The following is a 19,525-nucleotide window of genomic DNA, read 5'->3' on the forward strand; positions in this document are numbered from 1 at the left end:
GCAGCAGGCCCGGCACAGGCGCATAACCCCCATGCGCGACGCTGCCATCGCGATCCGGCATGGCAGACTGGGGGCTTGAAACTTGACCCACTTTCGCTGCGCCTGTTCGTTGCCGTGATGGAAGAGAACGCCATCGCCCGCGCCGCCGCGCGCGAACACATCGCCCCGTCGGCCGCCAGCCGGCGGCTGGCTGAGCTGGAGCAACAGCTGGGCGTGGAACTGTTTGCCCGCAGCAACCGCGGCAGCATGCCGACGCCCGCCGCCTATGCGCTGCTGCACCTGGCGCGTGGCGTACTCAACGACCTGGACGGCATCGCCGCCCAAATGCGGGACTACGGCGCCGGGGTGCGTGGGCAGGTGCGCGTGGTCGCCAACATCTCGGCCATCACGCAGTTCCTCCCGGACGAACTGCAGCGCTTCATGGCGCTGCATCCGCAGGTGCAGGTGCGGCTGCAGGAGCAGATCAGCACGGCGATTGCGCAGTCGGTCGCCGAGAACGCGGCCGACGTCGGCATCCTGAACGACGGCGGCTACGGCGACCGGCTGCAGCTGCTGCCCTACCGCGAAGATGAGCTGGTGCTGGTCGTGCCGGCCACGCACGCGCTGGCGCGCCGCAAGGCCGTCCGGCTGGCCGAGGCCCTGCCCTACGACGTGGTCGGCATGCACCCGGGCAGCGCCATCCACAACCAATTGGTGCGCGCGGCGGCCGACGCCGGCCTGCAGCTGCGCCTGCGCATGCAGGTCACGAGCTACGACGCACTGTGCTCGATGGTGGCGGCCGGGCTGGGGTTGGGCCTGATCCCGCGCCGCAGCGCACAGATCTTTCGCGGGCTGGCGATCCGGCTGGTGGCGCTGACCGAGCCCTGGGCCCGGCGCCGGCTGATGCTGTGCGTGCGTGCGAACGAAGTGCCGACCGGTGCAGCTCGGCTGCTGGTGGCGCACTTGCAGAGCGGTGGCGAGGCCGCATCGTGAGTGACGCACGGCCGCCCCAGGCGTGCGCAGCCGCACCAGACGGCGTCTCGGCCGAGAGCTTGCGCTGGGACGTGTTCTGCCGCGTGATCGACAACCACGGCGACCTGGGCGTGTGCTGGCGGCTGGCGGCCGACCTGGCGCGCCGCGGCCATGGCGTGCGGCTATGGTGCGACGACGCCAGCGCCCTGGCCTGGATGGCGCCGCATGGCCAGCCGGGCGTGGACGTGCTGCCCTGGCGGGACGTGCCGCCGCCCGGCGGCATCGGCGACGTAGTGGTCGAGGCGTTCGGCTGCGAGCCGCCGCCGGCCGTGCTGGCGGCCATGGGCCAGGCTGCGCGCGCGCCGGCGTGGATCAACCTGGAATACCTGTCTGCCGAGGACTATGTGGCACGCTGCCATGCCCTGCCCTCGCCGGTGATGGCCGGGCCGGCGGCCGGGCGCACGCGCTGGTTTTTCTACCCTGGGTTCACGGCGCAGACGGGCGGGCTGCTGCGCGAGCCCGACCTTCTGCAGCGCCATTCGCGCTTCGACGCCGCCGCCTGGCGGACGCGCCACGGCGTCGGCCCTGACGCGCTCGCCGTTTCGCTGTTCTGCTACGAGCCGCCGGCGCTTGGTGCGCTGCTGAGCCGACTCGGCCAACGTGGCAATGTGCATTTGCTGGTGACGCCGGGGCGGGCCGCGGTGGCGATGCACGCGCTGCCGGCGCCTGCGCTGCCCACCCGCTTTCTGCCGCACTGCCCGCAGCCAACCTTCGACGAGATGCTGTGGGCCTGCGACCTGAACTTCGTGCGCGGCGAGGATTCGCTGGTGCGCGCGCTGTGGGCCGGCCGCCCCTTCGTCTGGCAGATCTACCCGCAGGACGACGGCGCCCATGCAGACAAACTGCAGGCCTTCTTGGACTGGCTGCAGGCGCCCGTGTCGCTGCGGCGGTTCCACGCCGTGTGGAACGGGCTGGCCGCCGGCGAGCTGCCAGCTTTGGACGATCCGACGCTGGCCGATTGGCGCGATACCGTGCACAACGTCCGCAAGACCCTGCTGGCCCAGCCGGATCTGGCGACCCAGCTGATCGGGTTCGTGCGCGAAAGGCGATAAAATGCTGGGCTTTGCGAATTCTCGCAACTCCTGACGCAGCCCGCTCCATGTTGAGGGTTGCGCCCCGGCGGCCTCGCTGCCCCGGGCCTCACAACCTCCGACAGAACCTCTATGAAGATCGCTCAAGAAATCCGCGCCGGCAACGTGATCATGCACGGCAAGGACCCGATGGTCGTGCTGAAGACCGAATACAGCCGCGGCGGCCGCAATTCCGCCACCGTGCGCATGAAGCTCAAGAGCTTGATCGCCAACTTCGGCACCGAAGTCGTGTTCAAGGCCGATGACAAGATGGAACAGATCGTTCTGGACAAGAAGGACTGCACCTATTCCTACTTCGCCGACCCCATGTACGTGTGCATGGACAGCGACTACAACCAGTACGAAGTCGAAGCCGAGAACATGGGCGACGCGCTGAACTACCTGGAAGACGGCATGGCGGTGGAAGTGGTGTTCTACGACGGCAAGGCCATCTCGGTCGAGCTGCCGACCAGCGTGGAGCGTGAAATCACCTGGACCGAACCCGCTGTCAAGGGTGACACCTCGGGCAAGGTGCTCAAGCCCGCCAAGATCGCGACCGGCTTCGAAGTGCCGGTGCCGCTGTTCGTGGCGCAGGGCGACAAGATCGAAATCGACACCCGCACGGGCGAGTACCGCAAGCGCGTCTGAGCGCCGGTCCCGGCCCCACAAAAAAAGCGCCCGAGGGCGCTTTTTTGTTGGGCGCGCCCCGCAAGGCGCGTTGGGTGGTCGCTCAACGCTTGAGCAACACCTTCAGCACGGTCTGCACCCGGCGCGCAGTGGCCGCGTCGTAGGGGCTGGCGAGCACCTTGGCCGTGTCCTGCGGCCAGGTCTGCGCGGGCGACGGATCGTTGCGACGCGTCAGCAGCTGCAACTGCAGCATGCGGCGGGCGCTGATCTGCTCTGCCGGCGTCGGCGCCTCGGCTGCGATCTCCAGGCGCAGCAGCGCCTCGGTCGCTGCCTGCGCGTCGACTGCCGGGGCAGCGATGCTCTGCACCCACTGGCCGCGCGTGGCGGCATTGACACCACCGCCCAACTCCTGGGCGCTGGGCACCTGGTCGGCCTCGCGCTTCTCCCAGGCGCCGAGCAGGTGCGTCAGCACTTCGCCATGGGCTTGGGCCGCCAGCTTGCGCAGGGTCGCTTGCGCGTGGTCGACAGCGTCGCGCTGGGCGCGGAAGGCGGCATCGCCCAGACGCGGGCCGCGGTCTGCCATGGCCGGGCGGTCGCCGAAGCGGCCACCATCGCGGCTGTCGCGGCCTTCACGGTGCGGCTCGAAGCGGTTCTCGCCGGGTCGCGCAGGTCCACGGTCGCGCTCGCCGAAGCGGCCACCGCGCGCTGGGGCGGGCGCGGCCTTCTGCATGCCGGGGCGGTCGTCGCCGCGCCGTGCCACCACCGGCTTGCGCACGGGAACAGGCGCGGGTGCAGGTGCCGGTGCCTCGGCGACGGCGCCATCTGCAGCCGGCGCATCGGCATCTGCCGGTGCAGAAGCTGGTGCGCCATCGGTGGATGCAGCGGCAGGTGCATCGCCGTCTGCGGAAGCCGTTGCGGGCTCTGCAAACGCTGCAGATTCTGCGGGCGCAGCAGCTTGCGCTGGCGCTGCCGAACCACCCGCGGCACGCTCGGCCGCCACGGCCGCAGCCTGACCACGCGTGGCGGCTTCCAGATCGGCCAGCGCCTTGCGGATCTTCTGCGCATCGCCGCTGGCGTTGGCAGCCTCGACCGCGCGCGCGGCATCCAGCACGGCGCGGTCCACCAGGCTCATGGCACCTGCGGCTTTCTCGCGCTCCTCGGTCTTGCGCTGGAAGGCTTCGTCGATCGGCTTTCGGAAGGCGTCCCACAGCTTCTGCTCGAACTTGCGCTCCAGCGGAATGGTCTGCGCCTCGGTCTGCCAGCGCTGCTGCAGCGCCTTGACGGCGTCGATGCGCAGCATGGGCGCGGCGCCGAGCTCCTTGGCCTCTTCGATCAAGGCGCGGCGGCGGTCGATGCTGGCCTGCTGGGCTTGCTCCAGTGGGGCGGCGGCGGCCTTCAGGGCCTCTTTCCACTGGGTCAGCACCTCGGCGATGACCTTCTCGCCCGGGTAGCCGGCTTCACGCCAGCGGTGCTCGAACTGCTGCAGGCCACGGCCCAGCAGCTTCCAGTCGGTCGAACCGGCGTGCTCTGCACCCCAGGCCGTCAGCTCTTCGACGATAGCCAGGCGCTGGGCCTTGTTCTCGGCGGCCTCGGACTTGCGCTTGTCCAGCCAGGCTTCGACCACTTTGTGGGCTTCGTTGCAGGCTTCGTCAAAACGCTTCCACAGGCCATGGTTGGGCACCCCGCCCTGGTCGGTCTGCTTCCATTGCTCGCGCATCTGGCGCAGGGTGTCCTGCATCTTGCGGCCGCCCAGCGCATGCCCCTCGGGCCGCTTGAGCAAACCCTCGGCCTTGATGACCAGTTCTTCGCGCAACTGGTCGGCGCGCCAGCGCTGCCAGCCTTCGAGCTCGCCAGCAGACGCCAGCGCGGCGTGCACTTCGGCTTCCAGCTTGTCGTCCAGGAAGCGAGCGTTTTCCTTCAACGCGTTGCGCAGCGAAGCGGCGGCGGAGGCACTGGCCTTGCCGTGGCCCTCGGTCATCTCTTGCTGCAGTTTCAGCAGCGCTTCATTCACGCGCTGCTGCGCCTGGGCGCGCACGGCCGGATCAACCGGCGGGCGGGCCGGCCGGGGCGCCGGCGGGGCAACGGGCTCCAGCGTCTCACCACGCGCCAGGCGCAGGGCGTCCGCCCACACCGGCACCGGGGGAAGCGGGGCCTGCGGATCTTCAGAGGCGGCTCGGGCCTGCTCCAAAGAGGCCTGGAAGGCTTCCCACACCACGAGCAGCTGGGCCTTGGAGGCATCCAGCAAAGGCGGGAATTTGCCGTCCACGCTGGCCCAGTTGGCATCGGCCGCCAGGCTGTCGGCCTGTTCCTGCCAGTGCGCGATGTCGGTCTTGAGGACTTCCAGCACGGCCAGCGCGTCCTGCCACGGCTTGGTGGACAGCACTTCGATGCGCTGGGCCAGCAGAACAGCGGCCTCGCGCTGCACCTGCACACGGTGCTGCAGGTCTTCGATGCCTCGCACACGATCCGCCAGGCGGGTCTTCAGCGAGGTCAGCGGTTCCTTGGACAGTGGCGCGCCGGCCTTGGCGGCGTCGCGTTGCCAGGCCATCGCGTCGGCAATGTTCAACCGGGCCAAAGCCATCAGTGCCTCGGCCTTGGCAGCCCATTCGGCGGCGAGAACTTCCTGGCCACGGGCACGCTTGATCTCGTCGAGCTTCTCACGCAAGGGCTTGGCCGCCCCACGGTCGCGCACGCTGAGTTCTTGGAACACCTGTTGGATCTGCTCGGCATCGGGGTTACCGGCCAGCCAGTCGCGGATACGGGCCGCCCGCTCGCCCGAGGTGGGTGCGGAAAAGGCACCACCGGTCAGCACGTCGAGCGTTTGGTTGTCTTGGGTTTTGGAAGGGGTCGAGGTCACCACGGGCGTTCTAGGAAGATAAGTAGGAGGCGGACAAGCTCAGCGTCGACGAGCGGCGGCGATGGGCGCCGGGCGCTGGAGGACCCGGCATTTTCGCCGCATTTGCAAAGCAGGGCCCGATCAGGGCGTGGCCAGGTCAAGATCGGCCCGCGGCGACCAGCCGGCATCGCTGGTCACGGCCTTGGGCGCACCGAGGAACAGGCGCTCCAGCGGCACCTGTCGTGAGGCGAGATAGTCGCGTACGGCGACCCCGCGCTGCACTGCCAAGTTGCGGATCGAGTCTTCGGAGACTGTCATGTTGGCCAGCAGAAGTTGTTCCATTTGCGTCACAGGGATGTCCTTGGCCATGCCGATCGCGTTGCGCGGCTTGTCGGCCAGTTCTGCACGCCGGTAGAGCGACGCCAGCAGCGCCGGGAATTCCTCTGCGCTGACGACAACAGGTGCAGGCAGCGGCGGCGTCGCGGCCGCACCGGGCGTGGTCGACTCAGCGTTGGCCACACCGCCTGCGCCGGGCGGAACAACGCCGGGCGGCGTCTCCCGATTGGTCACAACCTGGCGACGCTTCTCGGCCTGCACCATGCGCTGCAGGCGTGCGCGCTTGTAGCCCTCGCGCTCGATCTGCAGGCTGGCGCTGCCGGCCACTGACAGCTTCAGCGCCGGACGGTTGATCAGCGCGGTCGCCACCTTGTCGAGTTTCTGCTCTGCGGCTGTGTCCAGCGCCGCGCTGCCGGCTGCGAAATCGATTTGACCCAGGGCTTCACCACCTCCGCCGAAAGCGCTGGCCAGCAGGCTGAACGGTGCCGTCACCGCCTTCATGATGAGGTTGCCCAGGATCTTCATGATCACCGGCCCAATGCTGAACTGAGGGTCGTTCAAGGAACCCTGGATCGGCAGGTTCAGATCGATCACGCCGTTGCGGTCGGCCAGCAGCGCCGTGGCCAGGCGAACCGGCAGGCTGGCTGGCGCCCCCGGCACCGGGTCGCCGAAGACCAACTGGTTCAGCACCAACGTGTTGTTGGCGGTCAGCTGGCCATTGGGCAGCACCTCGTAGTGCAGGTCGACGCTGAGCTTGCCGCGCTCGATGCCATGGCCGGCGTACTTGACTGAGTACGGCGACAACGGCGGCAGTTCCAGATCACGCACCTTCGCGCGGATGTCCAGGGCCAGTGGCTTGGCCAACGGGTTGAGCTTGCCGCTGATGTCCAGCGACGCCGTGCCCTCCGCCCGGCCTTTGAGCTCCAGGTCGGCCAGCGCTGGGGTGGCACCATCGGCTGCAGCCGACGCAAAGCTGCTGAGCCGTCCGTTCAGTTCGGTCAGATTGGCGGTGTAGTTGGGCTTGACGAAGCGGTCGGAGAACAGCACACGGCCGTTCTGCAGCTCGATCGGACCGAAACGGATGTTGGGCGCCGGTCCTTCAGTGGCTGGGGGTGGCGCCGCAACCACCGCTGCGGATGCAGGCGCCGGTGCCGACGCCGACGCCTGTGCGGCCTGCACTACAGGTGCCGGCGCAGTGGCAGATGCAGATGCAGATGCAGCCGCAGCGGGCACAGAGGCCGCAGCGCCTGCACTGGCAGCACTGGACTTGGTCAGGTCCTGCAAGTTGATGCGACCGGTCTCATCTACGATCACACGGGCGTAGAAATCGGTCATGGTCGTTTGCTGCACCACCACCGCGGTGGTGGTGCCAGGCGCCAGGTCGACCCCCAAGCCACGCAGGCGCAGGGCATTCCAGGTCAGCAGCTCGCGGCTGCTGCCCGCGCCCTGCTCGGCCCGCATGTCTTCCACCCCCAGGTCGCCCGCCAGTTTGACAGACGGCCCGGCGGCGCCAGCTGCATAGCGCAAGGTGCCCTGGTAGCTGGCATCGGCCCGCGTCAGGCGCAGGTTCAGCGCATCGCCGAAGTAAGGCTCGAGCGCGTGCACCGGAAACTGCCGGACGTCGACCTCCCCCTGGGCCAGCAACGGATTCGGCGTGAGCTGTCCCGTGAAGCCTACGCGCCCCGGCGTGGCCCCACCCGAGCCGACGTTGGCCGTCAGCTGCACGCGCATGGGCTTGTCCAGATCGGAATGCAGGTCGCGCACACGCAGCTTCAGCGCGGTCACGCCCAGTGCCACCGGGCGCGCGCTGGACTGGTCGGCATAGGAGACAGCGCCGTCGTCGAGCTCCAGGCCGGCCAACGCCACCGTCCAGGCGGGCGCAGCAGGCTTCGGCACGGCGGTCGCGGCGGCCGCAGAAGGCGGGGCGGCCGCCATCCAGTCCTCGAACATCCAGCGCCCCTGGCTGCTGCGGGCCACGTCGATGCGCGGACGGTCGATGCGCAGCAGCTCGGCGGCAACAGCCTGGCGCGCCAGGTCGACCCGCGCTTTGCGCAGCTCGACGGACCGGATGGTGGTCTCCTGGGGGCGCACGGCGGCGGGCGCCCCAGCGCGCGCGCGCTGGGGCGCCCCAGCGCGCGCGCGGGCACCAGCGTCCAGCGCCAGTCCGGCCAGCGTGAGGCGTTCGGCGGTGATCACCACGCCGGCATCGGCGTTCCAGTTCACGGTCATTTCGGCAGACAGCTCGCCCTGCAAACGAGGCTTCAGGATGCCGGCCAGATAGGGGGTCGCCCATGCCAAGGGCGTGCGGTCCAGACGGATTTGCACATCGGCAATACGGTCCGTCGCCGAGCCCGAAAACACCAGGTCGGCCGGCTGGCCAGCGGCGCTCCCACCGTCAGCTGCGTTCAGCTGCGCCGAGCCCTTCAGGCGCATGGGTTGCTCGAATGGCCACCGCACATCGTCCAGCTGCAGGGCAAGTCGGTCCGCCTGAAGTCTGGCGGTCTGACCCGGCGATGCCGCCTCGTCGGTCCAACGCACCGCGCCATCCTGCAACTGCAGCTTGGCCAGACTGACGGACCAGGCTGGCGCGGCTTGCACCTCCCCGGCCGGCGCAGAAGCAGCGGACGCCGGCGCGACGGCGTTGTTGGCGGCGGCGGGAGCCGCGTGGCCTTCTGCCGGCGCCAGGTTCACGCGGCCTTGCGCATCACGCCGCACGGAAAGCTGCGGGGCCACGATGTCCAGCGAAGCGAAGCGGGCGATACGCTCCAGCGGCCGCAGGTCGTCAATGGCCAGCGCGATGCGTTCCACCTCGAGCAGTTCGCCCTGCGCTGCATCTTTCACGGCCAAGTCTTGCAGCGTCAGCTTCCCGTCGAGCACCAGTGACACGCTGGGTGTCTGTTGAAAGCGCACCCGGATGTCGGCGTCGACCACGCCCGCTGCCAACGACACCGGCAGGCCGGCCGGCAGGTAGCCGAGATAGGGCGCCAGGTCCAGTTGCTGGACCTCCAGCTTCAACTCCGTCTTGCGCGACGCCACGAACGGCGTGCTCTGGGCTGCCGAATCGAAGGCGCTGCCATTGAGTTCAAACGCGAGCCGAGGTTCGGTTTCGATCTCCCGATGGGCGGGGAAGTTGCTGAGGAACGGCAGGCCGAGGTTCAGGTCGCGGATCGTGTGTGTCTTGCCGACGACCTGGTCGGTCACATCCGCACGGCCGCCAGACAGGGACACGTTGTAGACCGCGAACGCAAGCGGTTCGCCCGGCGGCTTGTCCGACGGTGTCGACAGCCGCGCGAGGATGTCGTCGACGTCATAACGCCCAGGCGCCATCTGTACCAACTGAAGGCGAGGCTGATCGATGCTGAGTGCGTCGATCACCGGTCCCAGCCGCAGCAGCGATTGCACCGCGAGGTTGGCGTACAACTGGTGAACGCTGAACTGCTCGGTACTGCCGTCCTGCGAACGCACGACGAGGCCGTGGACAGTCAGTTCCAGCGTCCATGGTCGAAAGTCGATCTTCTCGATCTGCACCTCGCGCCCCAGCGCCTCGCCACCGAGGCGTTCGATCTGCGGCTTGAGGATGGCCGGCAGCCACCACATGGCGGCGCTCCATAGAAAAGCCAGGGCCAGGAGCGTCAAACCCAGCCTGCGGGCCCACGATGGCAGGCGGTTTCGAAAGGCGGCGCGCATGCTCGGGATGGTACTTCGGGCCATTCGGACTACGCGATGGGGGGCCCAAATGAAAAGCCCGGTGACAGGCAAAACCTGACACCGGGCTGGGCGGCTGACTCATCGTCTTTTGCCGCCGGTTTCGCAGGCGGGAGGTCAATGTCCCGACCATACGGTGAAGGCAAGAGATTGCCTTCGTGGTGTACCGGGGCTACACGTGCGGGCCACAGCCTGCGTTGTGCTCCTACCGGTGAATGCTCGCGATGTGCAAGCGCCTTCACTCTAGTTGCCGGCTGGGCGCATTTCAAAGACACCGTGTCAATGGCAGAACCGCACGTCATTGAAGCGTTTGTGTTGACACGCAAGGGCGCTGCCGCACACAAAAAAAGCAGCGTCTCCAAAACACCAATTGATATAAAAGATAGCATCGTTATGCTTGACTCGATATTAGAACCATTTCTACAATTCGCCATCTCCAACCGGAGACCTGGGGTTTTCCCGTAGCGCCATGAGGCCAAGAATCGCTTTCCATCATCAGGAACGCCGCGATTCCCGGAAACAACCCGTCCAATCGACAGGACGACGATGGCGCCCCCGCAGGGCTCCACAAGTCGCCTTCTGAGATGAGGGAAGCGATGAAATCATTGCGAAAATTCGGCAACGGATTGCGGACTTTCGGGTCGGACGTTGCACAAGGATTCTTCGAAATCACCCACAACGGTTTTGCCTTGCTGGGTTTGGTGGTCGTGGTTTGTGCCGTCAGTGTGCTGGCCAAGCCAGAGCTGCGCCAGTCGGCCGAACTGGAACTGATGGGCTGGCTGAAGCAGCGTAACACCGTCGTGGCCGAACCAGTCTGGGAGCCGGTGGAACTCGGTGCGGTCGACCGCGCGACGGCCGCCAATCCAGCCAATCTGCCCAAGCAGCAAGCTGCTGTGGCGTTCTGGTTGAGCAAGAAGTACCGCGTCGCGCCGGAGCCGCTGAGCGCTCTGGTCTCCGAAGCGTACGAAGTGGGTCGCGCCACCAAGCTCGACCCCACCCTGATCCTTGCGATCATGGCGATCGAGTCAGGCTTCAATCCGTTCGCCCAGAGCACGGTGGGTGCTCAGGGCCTGATGCAGGTCATGACGCGCGTGCACACGGAGAAGTACGAGAACTTCGGTGGCACCATGGCCGCGTTCGACCCTGTCACGAACCTGCGCGTAGGGGTGAAGATCTTGCAGGAATGCATTGCGCGAGCTGGCTCCGTGCACGGCGGCTTGCAGCACTACGTTGGCGCTGGCAACAGCGATGCCGGCAACAGTTACGCGATGAAGGTGATGGCCGAGCATGCCCGGCTGTTCCGCGTCGCCACGGGCCAAGCGCTGCCGGCGCCAGCGCCGACTGCCATTCCCGTCCTTGCGCCAGTCGAGGCCGTGCCCTCGACTGCCGAGGACACCCTTGTGTCCTTGTCCACGTACTGAAGAGCCCCGCGCGGCGCTGGGCTACACTAGCGCCTGTACGCAACTGGCGATAGGCGGCGGTCTCTCGCAGACCGCGCTGACGTGGACCCGCCGGACACTCTGCTCCTCGACAACCACTGGGAAGCGTACCGCAGGATTTCTGATCCTCGCGTTCAGCCGTTCGCCTGGGCAGCCCTTGTTCTCCTACAAGGTCACACCGCTGAGGACTGCCATGTACGACCGCAATATCCTGATCGAACAAGTCGACCCCGAACTGTTCGCCGCTATCCAGGCCGAAAACGCGCGCCAGGAACACCATATCGAGCTCATCGCGAGCGAAAACTACGCCTCGCCTGCGGTCATGGCCGCACAGGGGTCGCAGCTGACCAACAAGTACGCCGAAGGCTACCCGGGCCGTCGCTACTACGGCGGTTGCGAACACGTGGATGTGGCCGAGCAATTGGCCATCGACCGCGTGAAGCAGTTGTTCGGCGCAGACGCCGCGAATGTCCAGGCACATTGCGGCGCATCGGCGAACGAGGCTGTATTCCTGGCGTTTTTGAAACCCGGCGACACCATCATGGGGATGAGCTTGGCCGAGGGCGGACACCTGACCCACGGCATGGCCTTGAACATGAGCGGCAAATGGTTCAACGTCGTCAGCTACGGTCTGAATGCGCAGGAAGAGATCGACTACGACGCCATGGAGCGCCGCGCCCATGAGACCCGACCCAAGCTGCTCATCGCCGGTGCGTCCGCCTACAGTCTGCAGATCGATTTCGCGCGCTTTGCCAAGGTGGCCAAGGACGTCGGGGCGATCTTCATGGTCGACATCGCCCACTACGCTGGTCTGGTGGCTGCGGGCGTTTACCCCAATCCGGTGCCGCACGCCGACGTCGTCACATCCACCACGCACAAGAGCCTGCGCGGCCCGCGTGGCGGCATCATCTTGATGAAGTCGCAGCACGAAAAGGCGATCAACAGCGCCATCTTCCCCGGCTTGCAGGGCGGGCCGCTGATGCACGTGATCGCCGCCAAGGCCGTTGCCTTCAAAGAAGCCATGGCGCCAGCATTCAAAGTCTACCAACAGCAGGTGGTCGCCAACGCCCGTGTCGTCGCCGAGACGCTGACCGAGCGCGGCCTGCGCATCGTCAGTGGGCGCACCGAAAGCCACGTCATGCTGGTCGACCTGCGCGCCAAGGGCATCACCGGCAAAGAAGCCGAAGCCGTTTTGGGATCGGCCCACATGACGATCAACAAGAACGCGATTCCCAACGACCCGGAAAAGCCGATGGTCACCAGCGGGATTCGCATCGGAACCCCCGCCATGACCACCCGTGGTTTCGGCCTGGACGAGGCACGTGCGACGGCCCATCTGATTGCCGACGTACTGGACAACCCCCGCGACGAGGGCAATCTGGCCAGCGCCCGAGCCAAAGTCGCTGAGCTGACCGCTCGCTTCCCGGTCTACCGCTGAGCGCCACGCGCCGAACCGAGCGATGAAGTGCCCGTTCTGCAGCCATGCGGAGACGCAGGTCGTCGAGACACGCGTCGCCGAGGACGGCGCCTTCATCCGCCGCCGCCGCCAATGTGGCGGCTGCGACAAGCGCTTCACTACGTACGAGCGGCCGGACGTCAGCTTCCCCACCGTCGTCAAGAAGGACGGGCGGCGCACTGATTTCACGGCGTCTAAGCTGCGGTCGTCGTTTTCGCTGGCGCTGCGCAAACGCCCGGTCAGCACCGAGCAGATGGACCAGGCCATCGATCGTGTTGAAGAAAAGCTGCTGAACCTGGGTGTCCGGGAGGTTCCGTCCAGCCGCATCGGCGAGCTTGTGATGCGCGAACTAAAAAAGCTCGACAAGGTTGCCTACGTGCGCTTCGCCAGTGTCTACCGCAGCTTTGCGGACATTGACGAATTCAAGACGCTCGTAGACGAAGTCAAAAAATAGCACGCAATTTCTCGCTTCGATTTCGCTCGCTCCATTGTGCATACATAACATCTAATTTGTGACCTTTGCACTAACTTGTAACTAAGTGCATCAATACACTGTCTCCAGTTGATCAACGCCACTGGAGGCACACGTGAACCAAACTCGGGCTCTGCCCAGCTCGCCACGCATCGGGGGGTTCACATTGCTGGAGGCCCTGCTGAGCCTGGCCATCCTGGCGGTGCTGGCCTCGCTTGCCGCCCCGCATTTCCAGGCCACGCTGAGCAAGCAACGCGTCGGCGCCGTGCGCACCGAGTTGGTCTCCGCTATTCAGTGGGCGCGCTGGGAAGCCCTGCGGCGCAACACCAGGGTCTCGCTACTGCGACGTACCGACTGCAGCGCACACCTCTCCTCAGCCGACCAATGGGACTGCGGCTGGACCATCGTGGCGGGTGAAGACATCACGCGCAACAGCGTCGCCACACCCGACAACATCCTGCAAAGCTTCTCCGTGCCTGCGGGCGTCCGCATCCTGCACCAAGGCGGCGGCCCCGCGTTCCAGGTCGCGCGGTCCGGCTACCCGCTGTTGGTCGCCAACAAATTTGTCATCGGCAATCCCGCCCCTGGCACGACCGGTGTCGCCTCCGGGCGCCACGTTTCAACCCTGTGCATGAACCGCACAGGCCGCATCCGCACCATTGAAGGACAAATCACATGCTGAACAGCCACCATGGCCAGGCTGGCCATTCTCTGATCGAGGCGCTCGTCGCCATGCTGGTGTTGGGACTGGGGGTCGCAGGCCTGGCCTGGGCCCAGGCGCGTCTCGTGGTGGATGGCCGCGATGCCAACGGTCGGTCGAACGCGATCCTTTTGGCGGCGGACCTGTCGGACCGCATGGCGTTCAATTCCGCGACAGCAGCGGGCGGCGGGTACGCACTGCGCTGGCATGAGACGCCTGCAGCGCGCGATTGCCACACTGCAGCGTGCAACGGCACCCAACGGGCGCAGTTCGACTTGGCAGATTGGCGCGGCGCACTCGCCCGGTCTTTGCCCGCAGGTAACGCCGCAGTGTTTCGCTCGTCTTCCGATCCACGGCAAATCGGAATCGCGATCGCTTGGGGGCACGATCCAATGGCGTCGACCGCGCCGCTGACAGCTGCCGCCAACGAAGAAGGCACGTGCCCATCCCGGCAGCAGTGCCATGTGGTCTACGTGCAACCCTGAAGATGCAGCAGCCTACAGCACGCCACGCCCAGCAGGGCGCCATGTTGGTCGAACTGATGACCGGCTTGGTGGTCGGCCTGCTGGTGACCATCACGGCCCTGGCGATGCTGGCGTTCTTGCAAGTGAACGCCAGCATCCAACGCGATGCTTTCCTCCTGCAGCAGCGCAGCGACCTTGCACTGCATGCCATCGGATCCCAGCTGCGCCAGGCGGGCGCCATCGAACTGCAGCCCGCCGCACAGGGCGACACCATCCGCTTCAGCAACGCCTACAGCAGCGCGGCCATCAGTGGCGACGATGGCACCACCGACAGCTTGCGGATCAGCTACCAATACGCTGCAGGCGCTCGCGATTGCCTTGGCAATGAGCCGGATCCGGAGGAGACCGGCTCCAGCGTCAACAGTCGGTTCAGCGTTCTGGCCGGGCAGCTGCGCTGTCTGGGTAGCGACACTCAGGCAGGCAACCAGGTCATTGCGGACCGGGTGGAGGACTTCCAGGTGCGCTACGGCATCCGCACGGCTTCGGCACTCGGCGCGCAGTTTCGCGACGAAGACGCGCGCACCATCGGCTCGCGCTGGAGCGATGTGGGCGTTGTACGTGTCTGCCTGCAACTCGCTGGTGACCTGCGTCGACGCAGTTTCTCTGGTCCCGCACAGCGAGACTGCCAGGGCCGCGTGCTGCCGCCAGACGGGCGCTTGCGCCGCGTCGTGCATGCCAGCTTCAGCCTGCGCAACGCCGCGCCGATCTGACCATGCGCGCCCTTCGCTCCACGCCCCGACGCTCGCGCGGGCTGGTATTGATCACAGTGCTCGTGGTGCTGGCGATGTGCGTTCTGATCGTCGCCGCCAGTGCGCGCTCCGGCCTGCTGCACGAGATGCTGACCGGCCACCAGAGCGACCAGCAACGCGCCCGCGCTGCAGCCGAGGCTCTTGTGCGGGATGCGCAGATCGACATCCTCGGCGTCCACCCCAATGGTCGGCCGTGTCGGCAAGCGGTCGCCACCGGCCAACCGCAGCAAGGGTTCATCGGGTGCCGAGAACGCGGCAGCGCTGCCGTACCGCTGGCGCCCTATTTCCCGCAAGACACGGACGAGTTCGAGGAAGTACGTGCATTGCTTCAGGTCGGCGCCGCCATTCCCTGCCGGGACGGCATCTGCTTTCCGTCCAGCCTTGCCGCGCTGGCCCACATCGAAGATGCTCTCGAAAGCATGAAGCCCACAGCCGCCGTATATGGGCAGTTCACACGCTCTGACGAGCCCGATGCCGGAAGCACCGGCAACCCGTTGCTCTCACGCAACGCGCCCCGAGGCTGGTACTGGGTCGAGGCGTTCCGCCACGAAGCGGACGCGCTGCCCACCCTGCGCCATGCGCATCTGGTGCCCGACCCCACCCGCCCGTTTGTCTACCGCATTACCGCCGTTGCAGAGGGTCTGAAACCGGGCACTCGAAGTGTGATCAAGACGCTATTTGTTCCCTACCCTAGCGCGCAGCTGCGATGAGAACTGCACGCGCCGCCAGCCTCATCACCGCGCTGCTGCTCTCGCAGACGGCTCTGGCGCAACTGCATACCGTCGCCATCGCGGCGGAAACATCCAGCCTGGCAGGCAACCCGCGCATCTATACAGGCAGCCGCGATGCGCTGACTGGCCAGGGCGACATCGTTGCCGCACGGGTCGCAGACAGCGCCGGCACGGCCCCCGCCTGGAGTGCTGCCAGCATGCTAGACGCGCAACCCATCGCCACCCGGCTACTGCTGACCGCAGATGCGACGGGTGCGGCTTTCGCGCTGGACTGGAGCCTGCTGCCCGACGTCCAACGCGTCCTGTTGGCCGGCCACGGGCTGGACGAATCCGCACTCGCCTACCTGCGCGGCGACCGGCGCGACGAGGGCACGGCATCAGGCTTGCGGCCACGCGCATCACGCTTGGGAGAAGTGGTCAACGGCAACTTCTGGCTGGTGCGCGCACCTGCGGGCACCAGCCCGTCGAGCAACACGCTCTACGTTGGAACCGGCGACGGCATGTTGCACGGCTTCGACACGGCAACCGGTGCAGAAACCCTCGCCTACGTGCCACGTGGCCTTCTGCCACGGCTGGCCGACAGGATGCGCGGCAGCGATCCGCAGCCCCACGCCGTCGACGGCCCGCTCTTCGCGTCCCAGGTGCCAATTGGCGCCAACCACGCCCGTAGAACCGTGCTGGTCGGCGCCCTAGGCGCAGGCGGCAAGGGCTACTTCGTGCTCGATGCCAGCGAGCCCGCAACGGCCAGCGCTGCGGCCGGTAGTGGTTTCGTCGTCGTCGATGCGACGGCATCCACCGACCCGGACATCGGCCACATCTACACACCACCCGTCGTGGACGCCGCCCAAGCGCACCGCTCCCGCCAGATCGTGCGGTTGAACGACCGGCGCTGGGCCATCGTCATGGGCAACGGGTATTTCAGCGCACACGGTCGCCCCGTTCTGCTGGTGCAGTACCTCGACGGTGCACGCGAACTGACCAAGGTGTCGCCCTGCAGCGACGGCCAGCCGTGCGCCTACGAGGGCGGCAACGGGCTGTCAGCGCCACAGTTGATCGACGTCAACGGTGACGGCATGGTCGACCTGGCCTACGCCGGCGACTTGCACGGCCAGGTGTGGAAGTTCGACTTGAGCGCCAACCCCGCCGGTGGCGGCACCTGGCGCGTCGGCTTCGGTGGCCAGCCCTTCTTCACGGCTCGCGCACCAGACGGGCGTCGCCAACCGATCACCACCGCACCCCACTGGATGCCGCATCCCCAGGGCGGCCTGATGCTGGCCGTCGGCAGCGGTCGCCACCTAAATGCCACCGACACCGTCGATTCCAGCATTCAGTCCATCTACGGGTTGCGCGACGACAGCGCCATGGCCATGATCGCCTCCGGCGTCACCATCACCGACGGCGCACCGATTCCATCGGACTCCATCCAAAATCGAGCAGCCGCCCTGGTTCAGCAGCACTACGGCGTCGGGCGTGCCGGCGGCGGGACCACTTACTACGACGCCAGCCGCGAGCCCGTCGTCATGTCCGGGCCGCAGGCACATCGCGGCTGGTGGATCGACCTGCCACACGCCGGCCAGCGCGTGCTGCAGAACCCACGCAGCTTTGAAGGCCAAAAGCTGCTGGTCCATAGCGTGCGGCCGGTACCAGATGCCAACGCGCCCGCCAATGCAGCTCGCGTGTGGACTGCTGGCGACAGCTATCTCTCCGTACTGAACATGCTGACTGGGCATCCACCTGCGGAGCCTGCGTTCAGCCCCTCAGACGCCACGCTACCGTCCATCACGATCGGCATGGCAACAACGCCCGCCGGGCCGGTGCTGCAATCGCGGGTCGGGCCCAACTCCCAACATCTGCAGTACCCCGGGGGCCAACAAGTCGTATTGCGTACTGGCCGCACTGTCGGCGCCCGCGCCGGCTGGCGCGAACGCTGACACACGAAAGACGTGTACGCAACGCCGTGTGGACAGCGGCAGTGCACCTTCACGGATTCCATACCGCCGAGCGGTCGATTGGCTTCGACGGACGGGCCGCTTTGGCCGCCACGCAATCTGCGCTCGCTTCTATGCTTGCGCCACAGTTTTCAGCGGTCAGGCAGAGGTATGCGACGCAGGGTGATCAGACAATCCGCCGGGCAGCTGCGCGGCTTTTCGTTGATCGAGGTCTTGATCTCCATCATCGTGCTGTCATTCGGCATGCTGGGCATGGTCGGCATGCAGGCGGCGGCGTTGCAGTCGAACCGGGAGGCACGCTTGCAGTCGGTGGCGTATGGGTTGGCGCAGGAGTTGGCTGAGATGATGCGGGGGAACAAGGATGTGGCTGTCCTACCTCAGGGGACTAACCCGTATTTGGTGGCACTAAAGACCCCATTCGCTCCCGCCACTGTGAGCGACTGTCTCAGCGTGGGCTTGAGCTGCCCCGGGACGAGCTTGGCAGACCAGACGACTTTGGCAGTTGCGCAAATGACGGAATGGCTGGCGCGTGTCGACGCAGAACTGCCCGGCGCCCGCGTCGTCGTCTGCCGAGACAGTGCCCCGTTCGACACGACGACCGACTTGGCGGTTTGGCCGTGTACGACATCGCCGACGACAGTGCCGCCCGGACCGGTCGCGCGGACCTACGTCAAGATTGGCTGGAACCAAACCAACACCAACCGCGCCGCCTCGCCTTCCAGCGCCATCCTCTTCGCCAAGGATGACACATCTCCTCCCGGCCTTGTAGTGCCGATCACTGCTGGCCGAACCAACGACTGACCGAGATGCTCCTGTCCCACCATCAACGTGGCCTGACTCTCGTTGAACTTCTGGTCGCTGTGGCGTTGTCCGTGCTCGTTGCACTGGCGGCCATCTCGGCGCTGGTCGTCAGCCGTAGAGGATTTACGACTATCGATGCCGCATCGGAGCTGAGAGACAACGCACGTTTTGCGGCTGCGCTGGTTCAACGACTGACGACACAGGCAGGCTTCCTCGACAGCGAGTTCGCAGGCAAGCAGCGCGACCTACCCAATCAAGGACCGATGTTGCCGGACGCAACTGTTCCACCGAATATTCAGGGTTTTGACAACGCCTCGATTGCGAATACCGGCAACCCATGGGCCGCCTCGGCCATCATTGGCCGCACGGCCGCGTGCAACACCATGGCTGGTGGAGGATGCAGCGACATCCTCGTCGTGCGCTACCAAGCGCAAGCACTATCGCGCGCCCAGACAGCTGCCAGCTCCCCCAGTGACTTGAGCATGATCGACTGCCGCGGCGAGCCAATTCCGGTGGCTCCACGCAGTCGCGACGAACGCGGTGTCAGCATCTTCTACGTGGCCGAGAACCGTGGCGAGCTGGCGCTGATGTGTCTGTCCGCCCTGGAGACCGTCGACGCCACCGGCGCACTGCAAGTCGTTCAGTACGACGATCCGCCCACGGCGGGTTGGTACGCGCCCGTCCCCGTCGTGCAGGGCGTTGAAGGCTTCCAGGTCTTGTACGGCACCGATGGGGTCGTTGCAGCAACTGCTCCCGTTGCCTCGGCCGCAGATTCCGTGCCGGACCGCTACCTGCGCGCCGACCAGATCGTGGTTTCGGGGAGCGCCGTCGATACCAATCGCAACTGGCGACGGGTGCGCAGTGTGCGCATCGGCATGGTGCTGCGCGGCGCCACAGGGTCTCAACAGGAGAGTGGCAATGTGGACACCGTGTTCCCGTTCGGGGCTGCGGCGCGCGCGGGCGCATCAGCGGGAACTGCATTGTCCAGCACCGACGACAGTGGTAGCCGCTACGTGCCTCCAAATGACCGCCGTCTCCGCCAGACACAGACTTTCACGGTCTATCTTCGCAACGACCAAGGGTTGTGCGTCGGGCCGACGTGCGCACCGGAATGATGGC

General features: G+C 66.5%; 15 protein-coding genes and 1 riboswitch. Of the genes, 13 read left to right on the forward strand and 2 right to left on the reverse strand.

The window, feature by feature from the left end:
* The first annotated feature begins 75 nt into the window (after window positions 1-75).
* From AC099J_RS24450 to efp, 3 genes are all read left to right on the forward strand, one after another.
* Complete coding sequence (locus tag AC099J_RS24450) at window positions 76-972, forward strand: LysR family transcriptional regulator (RefSeq protein WP_479617894.1); 897 nt, start codon at window positions 76-78, stop codon at window positions 970-972.
* A complete protein-coding gene (gene earP / locus AC099J_RS24455) occupies window positions 969-2,063 on the forward strand; it encodes an elongation factor P maturation arginine rhamnosyltransferase EarP (RefSeq protein WP_479617895.1) in 1,095 nt (364 codons plus the stop codon). The genes AC099J_RS24450 and earP overlap by 4 nt, the downstream gene beginning before the upstream one ends.
* A 111-nt stretch (window positions 2,064-2,174) precedes the next feature.
* Window positions 2,175-2,729 (forward strand): elongation factor P, encoded by a 555-nt coding sequence (efp, locus tag AC099J_RS24460; protein ID WP_479617896.1) that lies wholly within the window; start codon window positions 2,175-2,177, stop codon window positions 2,727-2,729.
* An 82-nt stretch (window positions 2,730-2,811) separates the two neighbouring features.
* Here efp and AC099J_RS24465 read toward each other — a convergent pair whose 3' ends face one another.
* Window positions 2,812-5,565, reverse strand: coding sequence for a DUF349 domain-containing protein (locus AC099J_RS24465; RefSeq protein WP_479617897.1), 2,754 nt, complete (start codon window positions 5,563-5,565; stop codon window positions 2,812-2,814).
* Window positions 5,566-5,685: 120 nt separating this feature from the next.
* A complete protein-coding gene (locus tag AC099J_RS24470; protein ID WP_479617898.1) occupies window positions 5,686-9,591 on the reverse strand; it encodes a DUF748 domain-containing protein in 3,906 nt (1,301 codons plus the stop codon).
* A gap of 590 nt (window positions 9,592-10,181) precedes the next feature.
* Between AC099J_RS24470 and AC099J_RS24475 the strand changes: the two genes are divergently transcribed.
* The 10 genes from AC099J_RS24475 (at window position 10,182) to AC099J_RS24520 (ending at window position 19,521) form a co-directional block, all read left to right on the forward strand.
* Window positions 10,182-11,006, forward strand: coding sequence for a lytic transglycosylase domain-containing protein (locus tag AC099J_RS24475; RefSeq protein WP_479618007.1), 825 nt, complete (start codon window positions 10,182-10,184; stop codon window positions 11,004-11,006).
* A 29-nt stretch (window positions 11,007-11,035) separates the two neighbouring features.
* Window positions 11,036-11,183, forward strand: a riboswitch (ZMP/ZTP riboswitch).
* 34 nt (window positions 11,184-11,217) lie between these two features.
* Window positions 11,218-12,462, forward strand: coding sequence for a serine hydroxymethyltransferase (glyA, locus tag AC099J_RS24480; protein ID WP_479617899.1), 1,245 nt, complete (start codon window positions 11,218-11,220; stop codon window positions 12,460-12,462).
* A 22-nt stretch (window positions 12,463-12,484) separates the two neighbouring features.
* On the forward strand, window positions 12,485-12,934 hold the full coding sequence (nrdR, locus tag AC099J_RS24485; RefSeq protein ID WP_479617900.1) for a transcriptional regulator NrdR: 450 nt from the start codon (window positions 12,485-12,487) through the stop codon (window positions 12,932-12,934).
* 133 nt (window positions 12,935-13,067) lie between these two features.
* Window positions 13,068-13,634, forward strand: a complete 567-nt coding sequence (locus tag AC099J_RS24490; RefSeq protein ID WP_479617901.1) for a GspH/FimT family pseudopilin — start codon at window positions 13,068-13,070, stop codon at window positions 13,632-13,634.
* The gene (pilV, locus tag AC099J_RS24495; RefSeq protein WP_479617902.1) at window positions 13,628-14,137 is read left to right on the forward strand and encodes a type IV pilus modification protein PilV; all 510 of its coding nucleotides are present in this window, start codon (window positions 13,628-13,630) and stop codon (window positions 14,135-14,137) included. Before AC099J_RS24490 ends, pilV (AC099J_RS24495) begins: the two co-directional genes overlap by 7 nt.
* Window positions 14,138-14,178: 41 nt before the next feature.
* Entirely contained in the window at window positions 14,179-14,886 is a 708-nt protein-coding gene (locus AC099J_RS24500) for a PilW family protein (protein ID WP_479617903.1), read from the forward strand.
* A gap of 2 nt (window positions 14,887-14,888) precedes the next feature.
* Complete coding sequence (locus tag AC099J_RS24505; protein ID WP_479617904.1) at window positions 14,889-15,635, forward strand: hypothetical protein; 747 nt, start codon at window positions 14,889-14,891, stop codon at window positions 15,633-15,635.
* Window positions 15,632-17,587, forward strand: a complete 1,956-nt coding sequence (locus AC099J_RS24510; RefSeq protein ID WP_479617905.1) for a pilus assembly protein — start codon at window positions 15,632-15,634, stop codon at window positions 17,585-17,587. Before AC099J_RS24505 ends, AC099J_RS24510 begins: the two co-directional genes overlap by 4 nt.
* Before the next feature lie 180 nt (window positions 17,588-17,767).
* On the forward strand, window positions 17,768-18,406 hold the full coding sequence (gene pilV, locus AC099J_RS24515) for a type IV pilus modification protein PilV (RefSeq protein ID WP_479617906.1): 639 nt from the start codon (window positions 17,768-17,770) through the stop codon (window positions 18,404-18,406).
* Window positions 18,407-18,411: 5 nt separating this feature from the next.
* Window positions 18,412-19,521: a PilW family protein gene (locus AC099J_RS24520; RefSeq protein ID WP_479617907.1), complete on the forward strand. Its 1,110-nt coding sequence runs from the start codon at window positions 18,412-18,414 to the stop codon at window positions 19,519-19,521.
* The last annotated feature ends 4 nt before the right edge of the window (window positions 19,522-19,525 follow it).

The organism is Rhodoferax sp. RT4P68 (assembly GCF_056521305.1).

Bases quoted from the DNA above. Each gene is read 5' to 3' on its own strand.
- AC099J_RS24505 (WP_479617904.1), top strand. From the start codon at position 14,889: ATGCGCGCCCTTCGCTCCACGCCCCGACGCTCGCGCGGGCTGGTATTG.
- AC099J_RS24500 (WP_479617903.1), top strand. From the start codon at position 14,179: ATGTTGGTCGAACTGATGACCGGCTTGGTGGTCGGCCTGCTGGTGACC.
- AC099J_RS24520 (WP_479617907.1), top strand. From the start codon at position 18,412: ATGCTCCTGTCCCACCATCAACGTGGCCTGACTCTCGTTGAACTTCTG.
- glyA (WP_479617899.1), top strand. From the start codon at position 11,218: ATGTACGACCGCAATATCCTGATCGAACAAGTCGACCCCGAACTGTTC.
- AC099J_RS24470 (WP_479617898.1), bottom strand. From the start codon at position 9,591: ATGGCCCGAAGTACCATCCCGAGCATGCGCGCCGCCTTTCGAAACCGC.
- AC099J_RS24475 (WP_479618007.1), top strand. From the start codon at position 10,182: ATGAAATCATTGCGAAAATTCGGCAACGGATTGCGGACTTTCGGGTCG.
- efp (WP_479617896.1), top strand. From the start codon at position 2,175: ATGAAGATCGCTCAAGAAATCCGCGCCGGCAACGTGATCATGCACGGC.
- AC099J_RS24510 (WP_479617905.1), top strand. From the start codon at position 15,632: ATGAGAACTGCACGCGCCGCCAGCCTCATCACCGCGCTGCTGCTCTCG.
- pilV (WP_479617902.1), top strand. From the start codon at position 13,628: ATGCTGAACAGCCACCATGGCCAGGCTGGCCATTCTCTGATCGAGGCG.
- nrdR (WP_479617900.1), top strand. From the start codon at position 12,485: ATGAAGTGCCCGTTCTGCAGCCATGCGGAGACGCAGGTCGTCGAGACA.